At 37.2% G+C, this 16,750-nt stretch carries 27 protein-coding genes and 1 tRNA gene; 12 read left to right on the top strand and 16 right to left on the bottom strand.

The window, feature by feature from the left end:
- Positions 1-2: 2 nt before the first annotated feature.
- Positions 3-407 carry a hypothetical protein gene (locus HYV86_05500; protein MBI2573291.1) on the top strand — a complete coding sequence of 135 codons (405 nt, stop codon included), beginning with the start codon at positions 3-5 and terminating at the stop codon, positions 405-407.
- 37 nt (positions 408-444) lie between these two features.
- Complete coding sequence (locus HYV86_05505) at positions 445-921, top strand: hypothetical protein (protein ID MBI2573292.1); 477 nt, start codon at positions 445-447, stop codon at positions 919-921.
- A gap of 5 nt (positions 922-926) precedes the next feature.
- Here the strand turns inward: HYV86_05505 and HYV86_05510 are convergent, their stop codons facing one another.
- The 4 genes from HYV86_05510 to HYV86_05525 are packed head-to-tail and all read right to left on the bottom strand — an operon-like array spanning position 927 to position 3,440.
- Complete coding sequence (locus HYV86_05510) at positions 927-1,418, bottom strand: NUDIX domain-containing protein (protein MBI2573293.1); 492 nt, start codon at positions 1,416-1,418, stop codon at positions 927-929.
- Entirely contained in the window at positions 1,408-1,902 is a 495-nt protein-coding gene (locus HYV86_05515; protein ID MBI2573294.1) for an NUDIX domain-containing protein, read from the bottom strand. Before HYV86_05515 ends, HYV86_05510 begins: the two co-directional genes overlap by 11 nt.
- Before the next feature lie 2 nt (positions 1,903-1,904).
- Complete coding sequence (locus HYV86_05520) at positions 1,905-3,002, bottom strand: GTP-binding protein (GenBank protein ID MBI2573295.1); 1,098 nt, start codon at positions 3,000-3,002, stop codon at positions 1,905-1,907.
- Between the two features lie 24 nt (positions 3,003-3,026).
- Positions 3,027-3,440 (bottom strand): HIT domain-containing protein, encoded by a 414-nt coding sequence (locus HYV86_05525; GenBank protein MBI2573296.1) that lies wholly within the window; start codon positions 3,438-3,440, stop codon positions 3,027-3,029.
- Between the two features lie 133 nt (positions 3,441-3,573).
- Here HYV86_05525 and HYV86_05530 point away from each other — a divergent pair, with 133 nt between their 5' ends.
- Positions 3,574-4,131 (top strand): mechanosensitive ion channel family protein, encoded by a 558-nt coding sequence (locus tag HYV86_05530; protein MBI2573297.1) that lies wholly within the window; start codon positions 3,574-3,576, stop codon positions 4,129-4,131.
- A 48-nt stretch (positions 4,132-4,179) separates the two neighbouring features.
- Here the strand turns inward: HYV86_05530 and HYV86_05535 are convergent, their stop codons facing one another.
- From HYV86_05535 to HYV86_05565, 7 genes are all read right to left on the bottom strand, one after another.
- Positions 4,180-4,419, bottom strand: coding sequence for a UPF0147 family protein (locus tag HYV86_05535; GenBank protein MBI2573298.1), 240 nt, complete (start codon positions 4,417-4,419; stop codon positions 4,180-4,182).
- Positions 4,416-4,733 carry a prefoldin subunit gene (locus HYV86_05540; protein ID MBI2573299.1) on the bottom strand — a complete coding sequence of 106 codons (318 nt, stop codon included), beginning with the start codon at positions 4,731-4,733 and terminating at the stop codon, positions 4,416-4,418. The genes HYV86_05535 and HYV86_05540 overlap by 4 nt, the downstream gene beginning before the upstream one ends.
- Positions 4,734-4,745: 12 nt before the next feature.
- Positions 4,746-4,880 carry a DNA-directed RNA polymerase subunit P gene (locus HYV86_05545; GenBank protein MBI2573300.1) on the bottom strand — a complete coding sequence of 45 codons (135 nt, stop codon included), beginning with the start codon at positions 4,878-4,880 and terminating at the stop codon, positions 4,746-4,748.
- 12 nt (positions 4,881-4,892) lie between these two features.
- Positions 4,893-5,096: a 50S ribosomal protein L37ae gene (locus tag HYV86_05550; protein MBI2573301.1), complete on the bottom strand. Its 204-nt coding sequence runs from the start codon at positions 5,094-5,096 to the stop codon at positions 4,893-4,895.
- An 18-nt stretch (positions 5,097-5,114) separates the two neighbouring features.
- Positions 5,115-5,236: transfer RNA gene (locus HYV86_05555), tRNA-Pro, on the bottom strand.
- A gap of 87 nt (positions 5,237-5,323) precedes the next feature.
- Positions 5,324-6,268 (bottom strand): magnesium/cobalt transporter CorA, encoded by a 945-nt coding sequence (gene corA / locus HYV86_05560; protein MBI2573302.1) that lies wholly within the window; start codon positions 6,266-6,268, stop codon positions 5,324-5,326.
- A 215-nt stretch (positions 6,269-6,483) separates the two neighbouring features.
- A complete protein-coding gene (locus HYV86_05565) occupies positions 6,484-7,515 on the bottom strand; it encodes a M24 family metallopeptidase (GenBank protein ID MBI2573303.1) in 1,032 nt (343 codons plus the stop codon).
- An 87-nt stretch (positions 7,516-7,602) separates the two neighbouring features.
- Between HYV86_05565 and HYV86_05570 the strand changes: the two genes are divergently transcribed.
- Together HYV86_05570 and HYV86_05575 are read left to right on the top strand one after the other, a co-directional pair.
- A complete protein-coding gene (locus HYV86_05570) occupies positions 7,603-8,073 on the top strand; it encodes a PH domain-containing protein (protein MBI2573304.1) in 471 nt (156 codons plus the stop codon).
- Between the two features lie 70 nt (positions 8,074-8,143).
- Positions 8,144-9,346 (top strand): insulinase family protein, encoded by a 1,203-nt coding sequence (locus tag HYV86_05575; protein ID MBI2573305.1) that lies wholly within the window; start codon positions 8,144-8,146, stop codon positions 9,344-9,346.
- A gap of 51 nt (positions 9,347-9,397) precedes the next feature.
- Here HYV86_05575 and HYV86_05580 read toward each other — a convergent pair whose 3' ends face one another.
- The 4 genes from HYV86_05580 to HYV86_05595 all read right to left on the bottom strand — a co-directional run bounded on the left by HYV86_05580 (position 9,398) and on the right by HYV86_05595 (position 11,726).
- A complete protein-coding gene (locus HYV86_05580) occupies positions 9,398-9,913 on the bottom strand; it encodes a hypothetical protein (protein MBI2573306.1) in 516 nt (171 codons plus the stop codon).
- Positions 9,914-10,012: 99 nt separating this feature from the next.
- On the bottom strand, positions 10,013-10,360 hold the full coding sequence (locus tag HYV86_05585; GenBank protein MBI2573307.1) for a type II toxin-antitoxin system PemK/MazF family toxin: 348 nt from the start codon (positions 10,358-10,360) through the stop codon (positions 10,013-10,015).
- A complete protein-coding gene (locus HYV86_05590) occupies positions 10,360-10,578 on the bottom strand; it encodes a hypothetical protein (protein ID MBI2573308.1) in 219 nt (72 codons plus the stop codon). The genes HYV86_05585 and HYV86_05590 overlap by 1 nt, the downstream gene beginning before the upstream one ends.
- Before the next feature lie 62 nt (positions 10,579-10,640).
- Entirely contained in the window at positions 10,641-11,726 is a 1,086-nt protein-coding gene (locus tag HYV86_05595) for a tyrosine--tRNA ligase (protein ID MBI2573309.1), read from the bottom strand.
- A gap of 141 nt (positions 11,727-11,867) precedes the next feature.
- Between HYV86_05595 and HYV86_05600 the strand changes: the two genes are divergently transcribed.
- The 5 genes from HYV86_05600 (at position 11,868) to HYV86_05620 (ending at position 15,586) form a co-directional block, all read left to right on the top strand.
- Positions 11,868-12,746 carry a hypothetical protein gene (locus HYV86_05600; GenBank protein MBI2573310.1) on the top strand — a complete coding sequence of 293 codons (879 nt, stop codon included), beginning with the start codon at positions 11,868-11,870 and terminating at the stop codon, positions 12,744-12,746.
- Positions 12,747-12,827: 81 nt separating this feature from the next.
- The gene (locus HYV86_05605) at positions 12,828-13,466 is read left to right on the top strand and encodes an HAD family hydrolase (GenBank protein MBI2573311.1); all 639 of its coding nucleotides are present in this window, start codon (positions 12,828-12,830) and stop codon (positions 13,464-13,466) included.
- A 6-nt stretch (positions 13,467-13,472) separates the two neighbouring features.
- Positions 13,473-14,363, top strand: coding sequence for a ribonuclease Z (gene rnz / locus HYV86_05610; GenBank protein MBI2573312.1), 891 nt, complete (start codon positions 13,473-13,475; stop codon positions 14,361-14,363).
- 47 nt (positions 14,364-14,410) lie between these two features.
- The gene (locus tag HYV86_05615; GenBank protein ID MBI2573313.1) at positions 14,411-14,851 is read left to right on the top strand and encodes a Holliday junction resolvase; all 441 of its coding nucleotides are present in this window, start codon (positions 14,411-14,413) and stop codon (positions 14,849-14,851) included.
- Between the two features lie 42 nt (positions 14,852-14,893).
- The gene (locus HYV86_05620) at positions 14,894-15,586 is read left to right on the top strand and encodes a hypothetical protein (GenBank protein MBI2573314.1); all 693 of its coding nucleotides are present in this window, start codon (positions 14,894-14,896) and stop codon (positions 15,584-15,586) included.
- A 23-nt stretch (positions 15,587-15,609) separates the two neighbouring features.
- Here the strand turns inward: HYV86_05620 and HYV86_05625 are convergent, their stop codons facing one another.
- A complete protein-coding gene (locus HYV86_05625; protein ID MBI2573315.1) occupies positions 15,610-15,807 on the bottom strand; it encodes a hypothetical protein in 198 nt (65 codons plus the stop codon).
- Between the two features lie 224 nt (positions 15,808-16,031).
- On the opposite strand from HYV86_05625, the gene HYV86_05630 reads away from it, so the two are divergent.
- Together HYV86_05630 and HYV86_05635 are read left to right on the top strand one after the other, a co-directional pair.
- The gene (locus HYV86_05630) at positions 16,032-16,439 is read left to right on the top strand and encodes a translation initiation factor IF-2 subunit beta (protein MBI2573316.1); all 408 of its coding nucleotides are present in this window, start codon (positions 16,032-16,034) and stop codon (positions 16,437-16,439) included.
- A 2-nt stretch (positions 16,440-16,441) separates the two neighbouring features.
- On the top strand, positions 16,442-16,741 hold the full coding sequence (locus HYV86_05635) for a DUF424 family protein (protein ID MBI2573317.1): 300 nt from the start codon (positions 16,442-16,444) through the stop codon (positions 16,739-16,741).
- The last annotated feature ends 9 nt before the right edge of the window (positions 16,742-16,750 follow it).

Consider the following 16,750-nt stretch of genomic DNA (forward strand, 5'->3'; position numbering starts at 1 on the left):
TTATGGCTAAAGATCTAATTAACAATATTCAATCTCATAAGTTTACTTCTCCGCGTGAAGTCATTAGTGGTAAAAAATGGTTTTTCTATATGATGGGACTAATCTTCTTCTTATCCCCCTTCATTCTTCTTCTATCTGGTAATGTAGGGTTGTGGCTTGCAGCAGCCACCATTACTTTTTTGATCTTATTTTTTATTCATTTACGATCAGATGAAGAGAATCATTTTCTATGTGCAGCATTCCATATGAGGGTGTACCATATAGGTATGGTGTTTAGTGTATTAGTTGGTATTTTCTTGATGTTTGTATTAGTGACACTTTTGATGCCTTCTTATACACCAATAGATCATCCTCTTACAAATGTTACTGATTACTATCAAACGAATAAGATTTTCCCTCAAAATTAAGGATAGACTTTTGAATAAGTATGAGAAATTTCAAATGATGTTAAGTCGATTAGAACAAGTAATTGCCAATCCTGCAAATCGTCGATATGGAATTGCTGAAGTTGCAGCGATTACAGGAAGTTACGTTGCAGCGTTTAGTACTTCATGGCACTTACAAGATCAAGGGGCAAGCGAAGGGATAGAAGCAACATTAACATATGCTGCAAAGACGGTTGCGTATTATGGAACTAATTTTGGCACATACATCGCACTATTTGTAGTACAAGGGGAACGAGGATCATATAGAGAGACATTAAAGCGACTTTTTGAAACAAATATAGTAACAACATTAGTACATGCATTGGCAACAATTAGTACTCATTATACTTTAGCAAAATCCAATATGATCGCACAAGAAGATGTGGCACCAATTGTCTATCCTACAATAGGAGTTGCCTGCTTGGGTTTAAAACAAATTTTAAGCTATAAAGTAGGATTATTTGGAAAAGAGAAAACAGTTCAAAAAGACGAGTAAGAACATCAACAAAACAACTCAATATACGTTTTCATTGAAGGTACAAAGCTCTTTGGATTTGCTGAAAATTCTTTACGTAACTCACTGCGCGTAAACCATTTAACTTGCTCGACTTCTTCTTTTTGAATACGAAAGTCTTTTTCTGCACGATCAAGAGTGGCAAAGAATGTTTGAACAAAATAACTACGAGTACTTTGCTGTTTAAATTTAACACCTTTGGTAAACTTGATACCAATGATACCTAATTCCTCCATAGCTTCTTTAACGATATTCTGTTCGTATGTTTCACCACGTTCAAGCGTACCTGCTGCAGCGGGACCCCAACATAGAGGTGAAAGAGCCTTTATTTTAGAACGTTGTGCAAGAAGAATACGCTGTTTGCTATCAGTAATCCAAACCATCGAGACACGATACATATCCCCTTCTTTGAGATTCGTACGATTGCGATATCCAATAATCTCATCCTGTTCATTAACAATAGGAATCTCATCTGACATAGATATCGTGCTCTCTTTGTATACTAGGAATAAATTGTTCTGGATTAATTTTCAATTCTCGTTCTAATTCTTTGACTGTGAACCATTTAATTTCATCAACTTCTTCTTTTTGGATTTTAAATTTGGTAATAGGCCAGTCAAGAATGCAGTTAAACCACTGCGTAAAATGATGATACTTTCCTTTCGATTCTCTTTTTTGCCCTTGTTCAAATTGAACATTCTCAATCCCTAATTCCTCTTGCGCCTCTTTAATGATATTTTGCTCGTACGTTTCACCTTTCTCGACAGTTCCCGCAACAGCTGGACCCCAACATCCAGGATCGTGCTTTTTGGTGTATGCGCGACGAGCTAAGAGAACTTCTCCTTTTGAATTTTTGACCATAAGAGCAGAAACACGGTAGATCTCGTGAGGCAAACATTCGGTGCGTTTTTTATAACCAATTATTTGGTCGTGTTCATTAACAATGACAATCTCTCCAACCATGTCTACCTCAAATGAATTTCGAGAATATCTCCATCAGTAAGGGTGTGATTTGTCATTAACTTTTGTCCTGGAAATTTAGTAGATTTACCCCAAACCCGCGCAAACTTAAACTTTGCAACAAAATCTTTGTGAAGTTTATTGCAAACATCACTAATTGTCGCATCGCGAAAAATAATAAGTGGCAATTTCATATCGGCTTCTTTTCTGGGTTCTTTAAGATAAACACGAATAAAATCCAATTTTTGAAAAATCGTCTCTTTCAACATTTCAATATTATAACTTTGCGCTGCAGAGATAGCAATATCTGCATTCAATTCGTGCATAACTCGATCAAGAGTGTCAGCATCCACTAAATCTGCTTTAGTAACACACACAACCGCAGGAACATATTTACGACTACCTTCAATACAATCAATTAAACTGTCAATATCAATGGGACTTCGAATGAGAACCTCTGCATTCATAATTTTAAATTCACGCAAAATTTTACGAATTGTATCATCATCAATCTCTAATGGCACTGTTTTACCAATTTGAATTCCACCTTGTGCTTTCTTTTTGATAAAAACTTCTGGACGTTTACGATTGAGACGAATACGCGCTTCCCAAACCTCACGTAAAATTGCAGGATAATGCTCTGGTTGCATCACATCAACAACAACCAGGACTAAGTCAGCGCTTTGAATAACCGCCAGAACTTCTTTACCGCGTCCACGACCAGATGCAGCTCCTGCAACAATTCCTGGAACATCTAAGATTTGGATTTTAGCTTGTTTGTAATCCATCATTCCAGGAATACAAGTAAGAGTTGTAAACGCATACGCCGCAACCTCGGAATGAGTTCCTGCAAGTGTATTAAGAAGAGTTGACTTCCCTGCTGAAGGAAAACCTAACAATAAAACCGTGCCATCACCGCTTTTACGAACAGTATAACCATGCTCAGACTTTCCCGTTTTCTGCGCAACGCGTTCCTCCTGTCTTTGTTTAAGTTGTGCAATTTTTGCCTTAACAATCCCAATATGACCTTGCGTAGCCTTGTTATACTTTGTTTTCTTAATTTCGTCCTGGAACGCTTTAATCTGTTCAGCATAATCAACCATAATAGAGGTATTCTTAAAGCAGCTTTAAGAGCTTTTTGCTTGCAGTTCGCGTAGTTGTGTAGCTACCTTAACCTCATCGACAATGTTGGCTCGCGCAGGGATTTGCTCATATACACTCGTAAGTTGACGTAGAGACCCCTTACTAGGAAGAAGATGAATATGAATATGTGATTGAGTGCTATGAATTCCCGTATTACGCACCATCAAAACATCCTCTGAATAGATTTTATTAAGACGCAAACGCATTAGTTCCACAAGGTCAAACAAGTCTTTAGCTTCATCTGGACTTAGATCGAGAAATGATTCAATATGCTGGCGTGGCAAGACCATAATGTGTCCTTCTTTAAGCGGTTTTTGAACAACAACGCAAAAACTATGCCGAGTCATTTCAATCAGACGAAACGTCTCCTGATAACAAATACACAGTTCACAGATCACAACTTACTTATTAAGATTAATTTCTTTTAAATATTTAGAAAAAAATTAACCCTGAAGAAAAAGACTTCAAGAATCATACTTTAAAGCCACTAGAACGTAATGTATATAAGAACCAGAACCATTATAACCAAACATGTTAGACAAAATCTTTCAAACCCTGCAAACAGCAGAAAGTCTCTTTTACATCATAGCCACAGCCAGCGTGATTCTTTTAGTTGGATTTGCCATAGGTTTTACCTGTAAAAAATTATTATCTAAAGTATTACATCAAATAGAACTAAATAAAATTCTCTCAAAACGAAATATTTTTGAAAATGGTGAAGAAAAGATAAGCACAGCTGTATCTTATATTATCTATTTTATCACTATCGTTCTCGTGCTTAATCGTCTCAATATCACCTCATTAGTAGTCGCATCATTTATTGGAATAGTTGTATTACTCTTCAGCCTAACTATATTTGTCTCACTACGAGATAGCATCCCTAACTTCTGGGCAGGAAGGTGGCTACGCCAAAAACAAGAAAAAGAACTTAGCACAGAAAAGATTTGTGTAAACAACATTACCGGATTAATAGAACATACGGGATATTTTGAAGTACGAATGCGTACAAAATCCGGAGACATTTTACATATACCCAACACATTAATTAAAAGCAGTTTAGAGAAAAATAGTTGTAAAAATGGAGATTAACTAAAAGTTTAACTATTAATCAACACCCTAACAAATAAAGAATAGATTCTATCCCTTTGTCTCAAGAACACTAATAATCTCCCAAAGTTGCGTGCGATTATAAGAAGAAAGATCATAGTTAGCAACTTCTTCAAGTTCAAGGAGTGCTTTCTCCACACATAATTCATCAGAACTACGAAGTAATGTAATGATTTTCTGAATTTTATCTGAACATTTCTTGCTTACTTCTCCTTCTTCAACAATCAAACTCAGATTTCCAACTGCCTTATCAAGATCAACTAAAATCATTTTTTACGCAACTCCGCAACAACATCTTTTTGAACTTGTTCCATGTTCTTAGTGAGATTCTCTTCTTGTTTTTCCACATTTTCGAGACGTAAGCGTAGAATATCATGTTTTTCTTCTAACTCTTTTTGAAGAGAAACACTCGAAGTTGCAATCATTAGTTTGCCAATAATTCTATAAGATTGAGAAGTGTTACTCAAATTGCCTAGAGCACAATCAAGTTCAGTAAGTTGAGACGAAAACTGCTGTTTTTGCAACGCAAGATTCTCAATATTTTGCTGCAATAACTGGAGCTGTTGAACTTTTGTCGGACTCATTGTAGAACAATATTACCGAGCTTTGACAGTTACAACATGGCGACGGTCTTTGTAGAGAACCTTGCCACCACAATATGGGCAACGAACTTTAGTCTTAGTGTACTCTTCTTCCACTTTCTTTCCACAATCAAAGCAAAGGTAATACATGGTGCCTCCTTATTAAGTTGGGGTATACGCTTTTCCTGCAAAGGTAACATTACATTTACCACAGGTCCAGATACCCATTGCTTGTCGTTTGACAGCATGTTTGTTACAATAGGGACATTTATGACGTAATCGTTGTTGACCCTCTACTAGTGCGAACTTAGCGCGAGTTTTGCGCCCATAACGAGAGCCGAAGCGTTTTGCAGATAAATTTGACATTGTTGTCCTCCAAAAAAGTGGGGCTGCCCGGATTCGAACCGGGGTTCAACGGTCCCAAACCGTTAGTGATAGTTGCCTAAGGCAACCTCAAAATCTATGATTTTGTTGGTAACCCTGTTTCCAGGCTACACTACAGCCCCTAGTGCTTATTTATAAATGTTATGGCAAAACCATGAGTTATTTAAAAGTTTAACGGAAAAAGACAACGCATATCCCTTTTCAAAGGATTATAACCACTTTTTTCTCTTGAAGATAATAGAGGAAACCAGAATAGAAAACGCCATTCCTCCAATAACAATAAAGTGACCATATTTCCAAGTATAAATAGGCATAAGGAAATTCATACCAAAAATTCCTGCAATAAAAGTAGGAATCATAACAAAAGCTGTGATGATCGTAAGTGTTTTCATAATCTTGTTCATGTTATTGCTGATCGAATTAAGATACATATCAAGCACGTTCGTGAGAATATCTTGATAGGTACTAGCTAAATACACTAACTCATTAACATCATTTGCAAGCTCTGAAAGAAGCGATCTCTCTTCATGAGAAGCGTGACCGAACAACTCGTTTTCCAAAGAAATTATCACGTCCTTGTTGGGCATTAAAGATCGTTCATAAAAAATCAAGGAACGTTTAATGCTGAATATTTTTTTAGAAAGTTGATGCGATGGATTTTCTAAAACTTTCTCCTCTAAATTTTCGATTTCAGCATTTACTTTCTCAAGAGCTGTAAAGAAATCATTACAAATTTTTCGAAGAAGATGAAGCAACAAATAGGAAGAATTATGAGAAAACAATAATGCTTTCTCTTCGGGATCAAGTTGAGCAAATGTCGTAAAGCTAGATAAAGGATTTTCATGGATAGTGACAATTGCCCCTTTTGTCAAATAAAATGAAATAGAGGTTGTTTTAAGAGAATTATTCTCCTCCACCGTGCCTGCAAAAAGAATATGAGAGTGAGCAGAGTTAACAATTATGTGTGGACGTTGATGAGTTTTGGTTGTTTTTTTAAGTGAGGAAATTGGGATTCCTGTTCGCTTAGAAATTGATGTGAACTCTGTAGATGTTGGCTTAACACAATCAATCCAAAGCAACGATGAATCAGCTTTTTCTAAAGAAACGAGATGAACATCTTTCTTAGATTTAACAAGTTGCCAGACTTTAAGCATAGTACAAAGTAAGAATTTAAGAGTTATAAACCTTTGCCCGACGGACACTGTTAACTTAAATGCAGATGCGTCATCCGTCATCAGGATCGGCGTTTGCAATTGCAAACTAGATCGACGATGACGAGCCGAGGGTCGGCTCCTACGGAGTGGCTCGTAGCATCTGCCTGCCAATTAGTTAACAGTATCACCCGACGAAACTCTAAAGAAAACTACGATCAGAATCTTGCGATCTCAACCAATTTTTTTGTTGCAGTTGTTAAAATGGTAGCTTTGCCATTAAGCATGACTAACGTATCTTCAATGCGCAAACCATATTTTCCCGCAAAATAGACACCCGGTTCAATAGTAAAAATAGTTCCTTCCTCAATCTTTGCGCCTTGACGACAAAATGGGTCCTCATGGATTTCGACTCCAACACCATGACCCAAAGAATGAATAAATGCTTTTTTGTGCTTGCCAAGTAAGGAACGCACATGTCCATCAATTTGTTTGAAATCAACGCCAGGCTTGGAAAATACGATCCCTGCTTCTTGAGCTTGAAGAAGAAGTTGGTACATTTCTTTTTCTGCTTTTGTCGGTTTACCAAGAAAAAGCACACGCGTCATATCAGCACAGTAGTTTTTGTAGCGAGCTCCGAAATCAAGTAAGAGAAATCCTCTCTGTAACTTAGTATTGTCAGTTTTGTGATGAGGAACGGCAGCATTTTTACCCATCGCAGAAATGGTAGGGAATGCAAGTTCACAATTTTGAGAACGCATGTAATGTTCAAGAAAGAATGCTACATCAAATTCGGTACGGAGACGTTGTTTTGGCAGTTCCTTAATTAAAGCATCAAACGCGTCACTCGTAATTTTACAAGCATGTGCAATATTATTTATCTCTTGAGAAACTTTAGACCGACGCAATGTTTTCAAGAAAGAAGAAACATCAACAAAAGAAGCTCTAGGAAAAGCTTTACGAAATCCTTGATACTGACTTAACGTAAGCGCCTCTTTATTTATACCAATTCGTTTGGCTTTGAGTTGTTTATGCCACTCCCTGATATATGATCGTTGAATAATGTCTTTAGGCAACGAAGGCTTATCTAACGCAGTAGTGTACACATAGGTTTTCGTTCTGGTAACAGCAATAAGCCCATGAGAGAGACTTTCTTGACTAAGATAGGTAAGAACAGGGTCAGGATCGCAAAAGAGCGCCAGATCAAGATTCTTGAGTTTAAGATATCGCTGAAGTTCCTTTCGTTTCACAGTACCAAGAAAGAATCAAGAAGTTAAAAATGTAGCGAAAACAGCCCCCTCTAAAGTTTTATATAGATCATGAGAACTCTTATAAGAATGGATAAAACGAACAAACCGTTGTTTGTCTTGAGACCAAATCTTAAAAGCGCATTACTTCCAATGTTATTATGGAATTCGTTTCTCTTTATTGTAGGTCTTTTATTCTTGATATTTATCAGTGCAATGAGTGCCTATTTTACATTACCACTTGGAGTTATTTTCCTTCTCTTTTTGTTTGTGCTTCCAATTATTCCTCGATATCTTGATTTTAAAAGACGAGAATACCGATTTTTTAAAGATAAATTAGAGTACGCTGATGGATGGTGGGTGATTAACCGTCACGTAGTTCCCTATGCGAAAGTTACTGATATAACACTTAGCAAACAAATTTGGAATCGGTTGATGGGTACAGGAACAATTCGTCTCATTACTGCAGGATCGATTTTGGGAAGTGTCCACTTAGATCATATTCAAGACTCCGAAAAAATATATGAACATCTTCAAAAGGAAATTCTAAAGTTAAATTAGTTCTGAATGAGGGATTCATCCCCTTTTCGCCACCCGCAAGCATTATAAACCCAAAAAATATCATTTTTCTATGCAAAAAAAGGTTCTTGCCAATGGTATCACAGTACTTTATGAAAAACGACCAGGCAACGCCGTAATCGTCCAGGTAATGATTGGAGTAGGCAGCAATGATGAAAAAGCTGATGAAAGAGGAATCTCACACTACCTAGAACACATTCTTTTTGAAGGAACAACTAAAAGACCAACAAATCAAATAATTTCAAATGAAATTGAAAGTGTAGGCGGTGATTTCAACGCGTACACCACCACAGAACGAACCAATTTTTACATCAAAGTCCTTGCGAAACATTTCGAACGAGCAGTCTCAGTGCTTGCTGACATCCTGCAAAATCCTTTATTTGAACCAAAGTCAGTTGAAAAAGAAAAAAAAATTGTCATTAAAGAGATGGGGCGTGTTGATGATGAACCTCGGTACCATCAGTGGTTATTATTACAAGAAGCGTTGTATAGCAAACATCCTTGCCGATATCCCACACACGGAAGCAAAAAGATAATTGAAAATCTAACACCTGAAAAAGTAAGGGCATATTTTCGTAAACACTACATTGCGCAAAATATGACTATTGCTATTGTAGGAAACATTGATGCTTGGAAGGACACCATTGAAAAATATTTTGTCCTCTCCGGCGGGAAGAAAACCACATCTCAAACCGTTCACGAACCAGCTTTAAAGCGAAGTAAAGTAATTCAAGTTCCGAAAAAAACAACGAACACCTACCTTATGATTGGTTATAAAACTGTTCCTGCTTCTCATCCGGATGCCTATGTGCTTCAAGTTATTGATGGGATTTTGGGACGGGGACAAAGTGGAAAAATGTTTTGTGAGATTCGCACAAAACGCGGTTTAGCCTATGATGTTGGTACAGAACATGTTGCAGAGAGAACATATGGATATTTCGCAATATATGCCACGATTGACAAAGAGAAAATCTCGACAACACAAAAAGTAATCTCAGAAGAACTCACAAAATTACAACAAACAACGGCACAAGAGCTCAAAGAAGCGCAAGATTACTTGGAAGGAGATTATTTGTTAGAATTAGAAGAGCCACAAAAATACGCTGATCAATTATTATTCTGGGAACAATTAGGTAACACCCAAGACTTAAAGGATTATGTAAAAAAAATAAAAGCAGTTACGGTTGCGGATGTAAAACGTGTGGCAAAAAAATATTTTAGTAAGTCGGTAACGATTTTAATGAAAGGGAAGTAAAAATGTTTTTGTAGGGGTTGGGGTAAGAAAAAAAGAGAAGAAAGAAAACAATTAATTCTTGCAGATAACTTCTGTTAAAATCTGATGATAATTATTATCTCCTAACTCAGGTTCGACGGAAGGTGCATCCCAAGTTTGACATAATCGGTCATCGATAGCTCGACCAGCCTCATTACAAGGAACTAGAACAGAGTCGGCGGGTTGGAACTGTGGTCGACGGCAAGAACCATCGGCACTTTCATAATAATGCATTATCTTTTCCATCTGCCCAGCAAAGCATCCTCTATAACCCATGTCCCGACAAATCTGAGATGCTGTCTTTGTAGTTTGAAAATCAACGTTGCCGTAATGGTCACTAATAGTGTTAAAACCTATAAACACCAGATTTTGTCCAGCTGGAAGTAGATTTCCACGTGCAAGTATCGCTTCTCCAGCAACAGCTCCTTCCTCTCCTTCTTCAGAGACAGAACTAAATTCAGTCTTATTGAATCCAAACATAACAACTGCAACGATAGCAACTAATGCAACAACTGCAATAATGATTGTTGTATGATTACTTTTTTCCAATGTAAACACCTCCCTTTCCCATAATCAAGAAAAACGTCTTTAAAATAATTAGTCACCCCCCAAGGAGTACTAAGAATTGAACATTTGTAAAGAATTAGACTACAATAATCCCAAACTTATCTTAAGTGCTTCGTCAACGTCGCACATTGTTATGTCCTCAATCTTAGACAACTTTTTGATGAGTCGCTGCTTATCAATCGCTCTAATTTGATTTAACAACACTTTTGAAGACTTTTCAACACGTGCATTCTGAGCGGTGAGCAACACTTCCATAGGATATATCTTATCAACGTTTTGAGAAGTGATGGGTGCAATAATCGTAAGAGTACTATACTTATTGCCCACATCATTCTGAATAATGACTGCGGGTCTGGATTTGTTGATCTCATGTCCAATTGTTGGATCGAGATTAACTAACCAAATATCTCCTCTTTTTACATCTACCATTATTCTAATTCTCCAGAAGTTCCCTCCCACTCTCCAAGAATTTCTCTGTCCTCATTCGCTTTATTTTTATAGCCGGCAATCATCTCACGTACAAGATTTTGTTTCTTCGCTTTTACTGCAAGTCGTGCAATAACATCATCATAGGTTTCGTTTTTCTGCTTTATTTCATCCATTGCCATTTTTGTCTTTTTATGAATTTTTACAGTTGTGACATCCATAGTATACTAAAAGTATACTTGCTATAAAAATGTTTTGTAAAGATTGAATAAGTTCAGAAAAATTATCTCGTGACTTGCCAACTTTCAACTAACTCTTTAAGCTTCTTGGCATCTTTATTCTTCTCGAAGTGTTCTCGCACAGGCATGAGAAATTGATTAATGTATTTGGCAGTAGCTGTTTTAAGATCCGCAGGATGGACGTCGCCATTGATGAACGCTTTTTCTAACTGATCATAACTGTTAAATGTTAGATTACCGCCCCATTTCTCTGGACGCTCAATAGTAAATGATTCAATTTTTTCAAAAACAATATATTTACAATATTCCAATACAGGATTATCTTCAACCTGTTTCTCAGGACAATACGCTTTTTTGAATTTGCGATTAATCTCTTCTTCACTATCAGTCATAAAAATCGCAGTATCAGGTTTTGACTTACTCATCTTAACTTCAATAGCTCGATCTGCACCAATCTTATCAGTTGCAGGAGGTTGTGATAAACCCATAAGCATATGGTGACTTATTACAATAGGTTTAGTAAATCCCAACTTAGGGAAAATTTCACGAGCAAGCATATTGACTTTGCGTTGATCCATTCCTAGTTGTGCAATATCTGCTTCTAAATGATGAATATCCGCTGCTTGCATGATTGGATAGAGAATTTGACTCGCTGGATTGTTGGTTGATTCTTCTCTGCCCATGATTTGACCACAACGAAGCACCCGTTGTACTGTTGCATTCATGGAAATTTTGAGAACCGTTTCCCAATATTCAGGATGTTCTTTGATAAATTTACTTGTCCAGATGAATTCAACATGGGTTAGATCCATGCCACAGGCTTTCCACACTTCGATAAAGTATTTACCAACTGTTTGAATCTTTTCCAAATCCCCACCCATTTTATTGTTAAGTAAACCAAACCAATCAGCTACCCAAAAACGAAAGGTAATGCCGGCTCTTGTGAGTTTGTTGACATTAACAGCACGTAATAACCCTTGAGCAATATGAATCCGACCAGAGGGTTCAAATCCATCATATGCAATTATTTTCTTTTTAGTCTTAAGAAGTTCAACTAACTCTTCTTCACCGATGATTTCTTCACCAACTTCCTTGATGAGAGCAAGACGTTCTTGAACGGTAAGTGTCATGGTTGTGTGAGTGTAAGAAGTGTTTAAATAATTAGTGGTTACGGATTTGAAGATAATTCTATCAATGGGAGGCCATCTTGTCACTATTTCTAAGGGACTATCCTCTAAACTTATTTAAAATAAGCCTCTTTTTCTTTTCGTATGGGCACGTTGTATTGTTGTTATACCATTGCTGAGAAGGATATAGAAAGGGCGCTCCATGCTCTTGCAAAATCGTTTAGACCTGTACGAGAAGATGCCGTGAGATTAGCTTCCAACCATTTAGAAGAGATTAGTAACTCTTTACCTTTAACTGCTTCTTATCCGAGGGTATTTTTTAAATTAAGTTTCAAAGATTTAGGACCCTATCTTTATAGTCTAGGAAAAATCGATCAAGAACACCACCATCTTGATTTTTTTACATCGCCTGAAGGTCAGCGTTATGACTGTGGATACAATCCTTTGGAGAGTAATGACCTCATTGTTGCTTTTGAAAAACGCTGTATCCCTAAATTCTTGCTTACAGATCGAATTGATGATGGTAACAATCATTTTTGCTTTGAAGTGGTTGATTATCTCTTTCAGCCCAGTACGTACCGTGCAGAAGTAGAAGATCAGATTAGACGAATTGATCGATTAGGAGTAAAGAGTTGGGCGGATAAAGAACTTGCTGATCTTGTTGATGAACATACAGTTGCGGGAAAAATTGATTGTTCTGGGTTGCCGGTAGAAATGCTCTTGGATCTCCCTAAATCAAAAAATGATCTTGTTATGTTACGCGAAGAGTTATATCAACAGCAAATTTCAAATCATTTGACGGTTTTAGGAGCAGTAGCGCGTTTGTTTTACGACCTTATTGAAATTCCTCTCCAGCGAGAAGGTTTTAGAGCTCAGCACCGAATTGTGTCATTTGCGCAGTCTTGGAACCCCTACGTAATCTGTGCTGATCAATGGAGGAAAATGGTTGCTGATAAGGGATTTTTAAGACCAGATGATGTCCCCCATACGTACGATTTTGTGATGCCCGCATTGAAAGATTAAATCTAAGTAAGACTAGTTTTAATTCTTAACAATCGCTTTATCTTCGTAAAATATAAAAAGCCGCCGTCGAATTAGCCCTCCATGACAAACGTAATCCTATTTGATTTTTGGGGAACTTTAGTAGAAACTGGGGTCTGGAGCCCAACCAAACAAGTACGCAATATCTTACACATCGAGATACCATTTCATGAGTTCGTAGTCCGTTTTGAGAAAGCCATGATGACCAAAAATATCCCCACATTGAAAGATGGGTTTGATGAAGTGTTCAAAGAATTTAATGTTGAACCACACCAACGCAAAATGGATGATTTGATTGGGATGTGGAATAAATCCTGGATGTTAGCTCGACCGTATCCTGAATTACAAGAAGTACTCGAAGAATTGAGTCAAAAATATACTTTAGTATTATTCTCCAACACTGACCCATTTTCAGTTAAGAATGTCTTAGAGAAATATAATCTTAGAAAATATTTCAAACATATTTTTCTCTCCTGTGAAATGGGCAAAATTAAAACAGAAGAAGGATTTATTGGACATATCCTAGACCAAATAAAAAGTGATGCAACCAAAGCAGTATTAGTAGGAGACAGCATCGAAAGCGATATGGTCACAGCTCAACGCGCAAATGTGCGTTCCATTCTTGTTGATCGTTCACAGAACCGAGAATATACTGCTAAAATTGCTAGTTTAAAAGATTTAGCAGCAACACTCGAGGAGTAAAGATCCATGGAGATTACGTTTTTAGGCACTGGCTGTATGCAGCCGACCAAGTATCGTAATCATGCAGGAGTCTTACTTACCTTTGGCAACGAAAATATTCTCTTCGACTGCGGTGAAGGGATTCAACGACAAATGCGCATCGCAGGTATCAAACCTGCAAAGATTACTCGTTTGTGTATTAGCCATTTTCATGGAGATCACGTTTTTGGTGTTCCTGGTCTATTAAGTAGTATGGGTGCTGATGAATTCGCAAGCAAATTGCATATTTACGGACCTAGTGGAACTGCCAAGTTTCTAGAATACACACTGAAAGGTTTTGCCGCAAAAGATATTATCCCCTTTGAAGTTCATGAAGTAGAAAATGGAGTCATTTTTGAAAATGATGAATTTTCACTAGAAGCAGCACCATTACTTCACTCCACTAAATGTATTGGCTTTCGTTTCCAACAGAAAAATAAACGACGAATTAATATGTCAACAGCAAAGAAATTTGGTCTCGAAGAAGGACCTATTTTGGGAAAGTTGCAACAAGGACTATCTGTAGTCATAAACGGTAAAAAAATTAATCCTGATGATGTCTCAACCATCATCGAAGGTAAAAGTGTAAGTTACGTTACCGACACTGCCGCTTGTACTGGTGCGTATAATTTAGCAAAGGATGTTGATCTACTCATTATTGAAGGAACACTTCTTGATAACTTACGTGCTAATGCCATTAAGACAAAACATCTCACTGTAAAACAAGCTGCATTAATTGGTCAAGAGAACGGCGCTAAAAGACTCGTCATTACCCATATTAGCCAACGCTATAAAACAAATTCTGAAATTATTGAAGAAGCCCAAGCCTATTTTCCTGGTGCGATGGTGGCGGAAGATTTCTTGAAGATAAAGGTGTAAGAGCTAAAACCACAAGAACAATAAACTCTGGCGATCTCTTTTCTCCCATGATCAACACCAAAGCTAAAGGAACCAAAGGAGAACGAGAGTTGGTAGCATTCTTTAATGATCAAGGTTGGGTATGTATTCGAGCTGCTGGCAGTGGATCATCGCGCTATCCTGCACCAGATCTCTTAGCAGGCAATGCTATTCGACGTCTAGCAATTGAGTGTAAAGTAACTAAAGATGAAAAGAAATATTTTACTAAAGAAGAAATTAATCAGCTCCAAACCTTTGCACAGAAATTCGGTGCAGAACCGTGGGTTGCGGTTCATTTTCCAGGTCAACCCTGGCACTTTTGTATGTTAGAGGACCTTAAAGATACTGGTGCAAGTTTTTGTCTTTCCTTAGAGTTAGCACGATTTAAAGGGCTCACCAAAGAACAATTATTGGGAGACTGGCAAAAAGAATCGACCTCTTTCAAGCATACCACCACTGGTCAGGACTAAAACCGAAAGATTTAAAAGTGCCTTTCTCTATGATAATACCTAATGCGTCTGCCTCCTAAAAAGATTGAAGAAATTCTTATCAGTGTGCTAGGTGAACAGGGAACACCTCTTATTAAAGAATTAATGGGAAAACAAAACATCTCTGAATTTGATCTTGCAACTCGTACCAATAAAGATATCAAAATTATTCGTAAATTACTCTATATTCTCTACAATCATAATCTCGTCGCATTTACTCGCAAAAAAGACAAACAAAAAGGATGGTACATCTATTATTGGACATTACAACCCGATAGCATTAGCTTTAGTTATGTTAAGATGAAAAAAGAGTTACTTGAACGATTACGTGAACAACTAATCTCAGAAGAAAAGGAACTCTACTTTGTCTGTCCAAAAGAATGCACTCGTCTTACATTTGATCAAGCTATGGATTTTGAATTTCACTGCCCTGAATGTGGTGAGCTTCTTGCCCAAGATGATAGTACAGACCGTAAAGCTGGGATCAGAACACAAATCGAAGGGCTCATAGTTGAATTAGCAGAATTAACTCAAGTACGTAAAGTAAGACGAAAAGAAGTCAAAGAAAAACGCAGCAAAGTAGCTGCTCGTAAAAAAGAAGCCGTCAAGAAAAAAGCTGTCGTAAAGAAGGAAAAAGTTGCAAAAAAACCAAAGACTGCTGTTAAGAAACCAACAACCACCAAAAAGACCGTTGCAAAAAAACCGACTAAAAAATAAAAAGAAATAACCTAAAAAAATACTTACCGTTTTCTCTTTCCAACTAATGTTTCAATGGTACGTTCTTCACGAAGAACACGCGCAGTCATTTTTTCGATATTCATTTCCATGTTCGCAACACGACGCTCAAGTAAGATAAGCACACGTAATGAATAGACGATAGCTGCAAGAGTACCAATAATTACTGCAAGAATGACTTCTGCTAATTCTAAACCTGCCATGATAACACCTCTTTTTTAACACCGATTAAAAAAGTGGTCCAGAAACGGGAAATGAACACATTGTATTCATTTCCGTTTAGAAAATCAATGATTTTCCAAAACGGAAAGTTTCTCTACACCTCTTTATATTGGGAAATGGGGATTGTAGAATATATAAACATTACGTTGAATTTTGGGAAGTTGAGCCATTATATTTATAAAAAGCGACCAGATCAACCCCTCAGATGAAAAGCTACGAAGAATTACTTGCAAAAGCGCAAGAAGAATTGCCAGAATTAACACAAGGGGCAGATCGTTTTGCCATTGAAAATGTCAAAGGACACCTTGAAGGAAATAAAACCGTTCTAATCAATCTAAAAAAAATCGCCAAAGACCTACGGCGTGAGCCTGAACATTTACTTAAATATCTCCTGCGTGAACTTGCGACACCTGGAAAGTACGCAGGTGAACGTGCTATTTTTGGTACTAAAGTTGCAGCAGCAATCATTAACAAAAAAATCAAGAAATATGCGAGTGAATTCTTATACTGTTCAGAATGTCATAAACCTGACACAACATTAGAAGAAGAAAAAGAAGTGGTCTATTTAAAATGCTCAGCATGCGGTGTAAAAAAACCAGTTAAGAAAATTTAAGTATGGTATTAACGATTTGTTACAAACAAGGACCTCATGGCAGTGTAGTGGTAATTACGGACACACAAATTCTTGGCAAACTATTTGAAGAAGGAAGAAAACAATTAGACTTAACTAAGGAATTCTATGTTGGTGAACGCAGAACAAAAGAACATGCACGAGAAATCATGAAAGCATCACGACATGTGCATTTGACAGGCAAGCAAGCCGTAGAATTAGGAATTGAGTTAGGCTTAGTTGATTCAAAACGTGTTCTTGTCGTTCAGGGCATTCCACATGCAACAGTGATTGTGGAACTATAAATTTTACAC

The organism is Candidatus Woesearchaeota archaeon, from assembly GCA_016188115.1.
In the GTDB taxonomy this organism is placed as follows: domain Archaea; phylum Nanobdellota; class Nanobdellia; order Woesearchaeales; family GW2011-AR9; genus JACPIK01.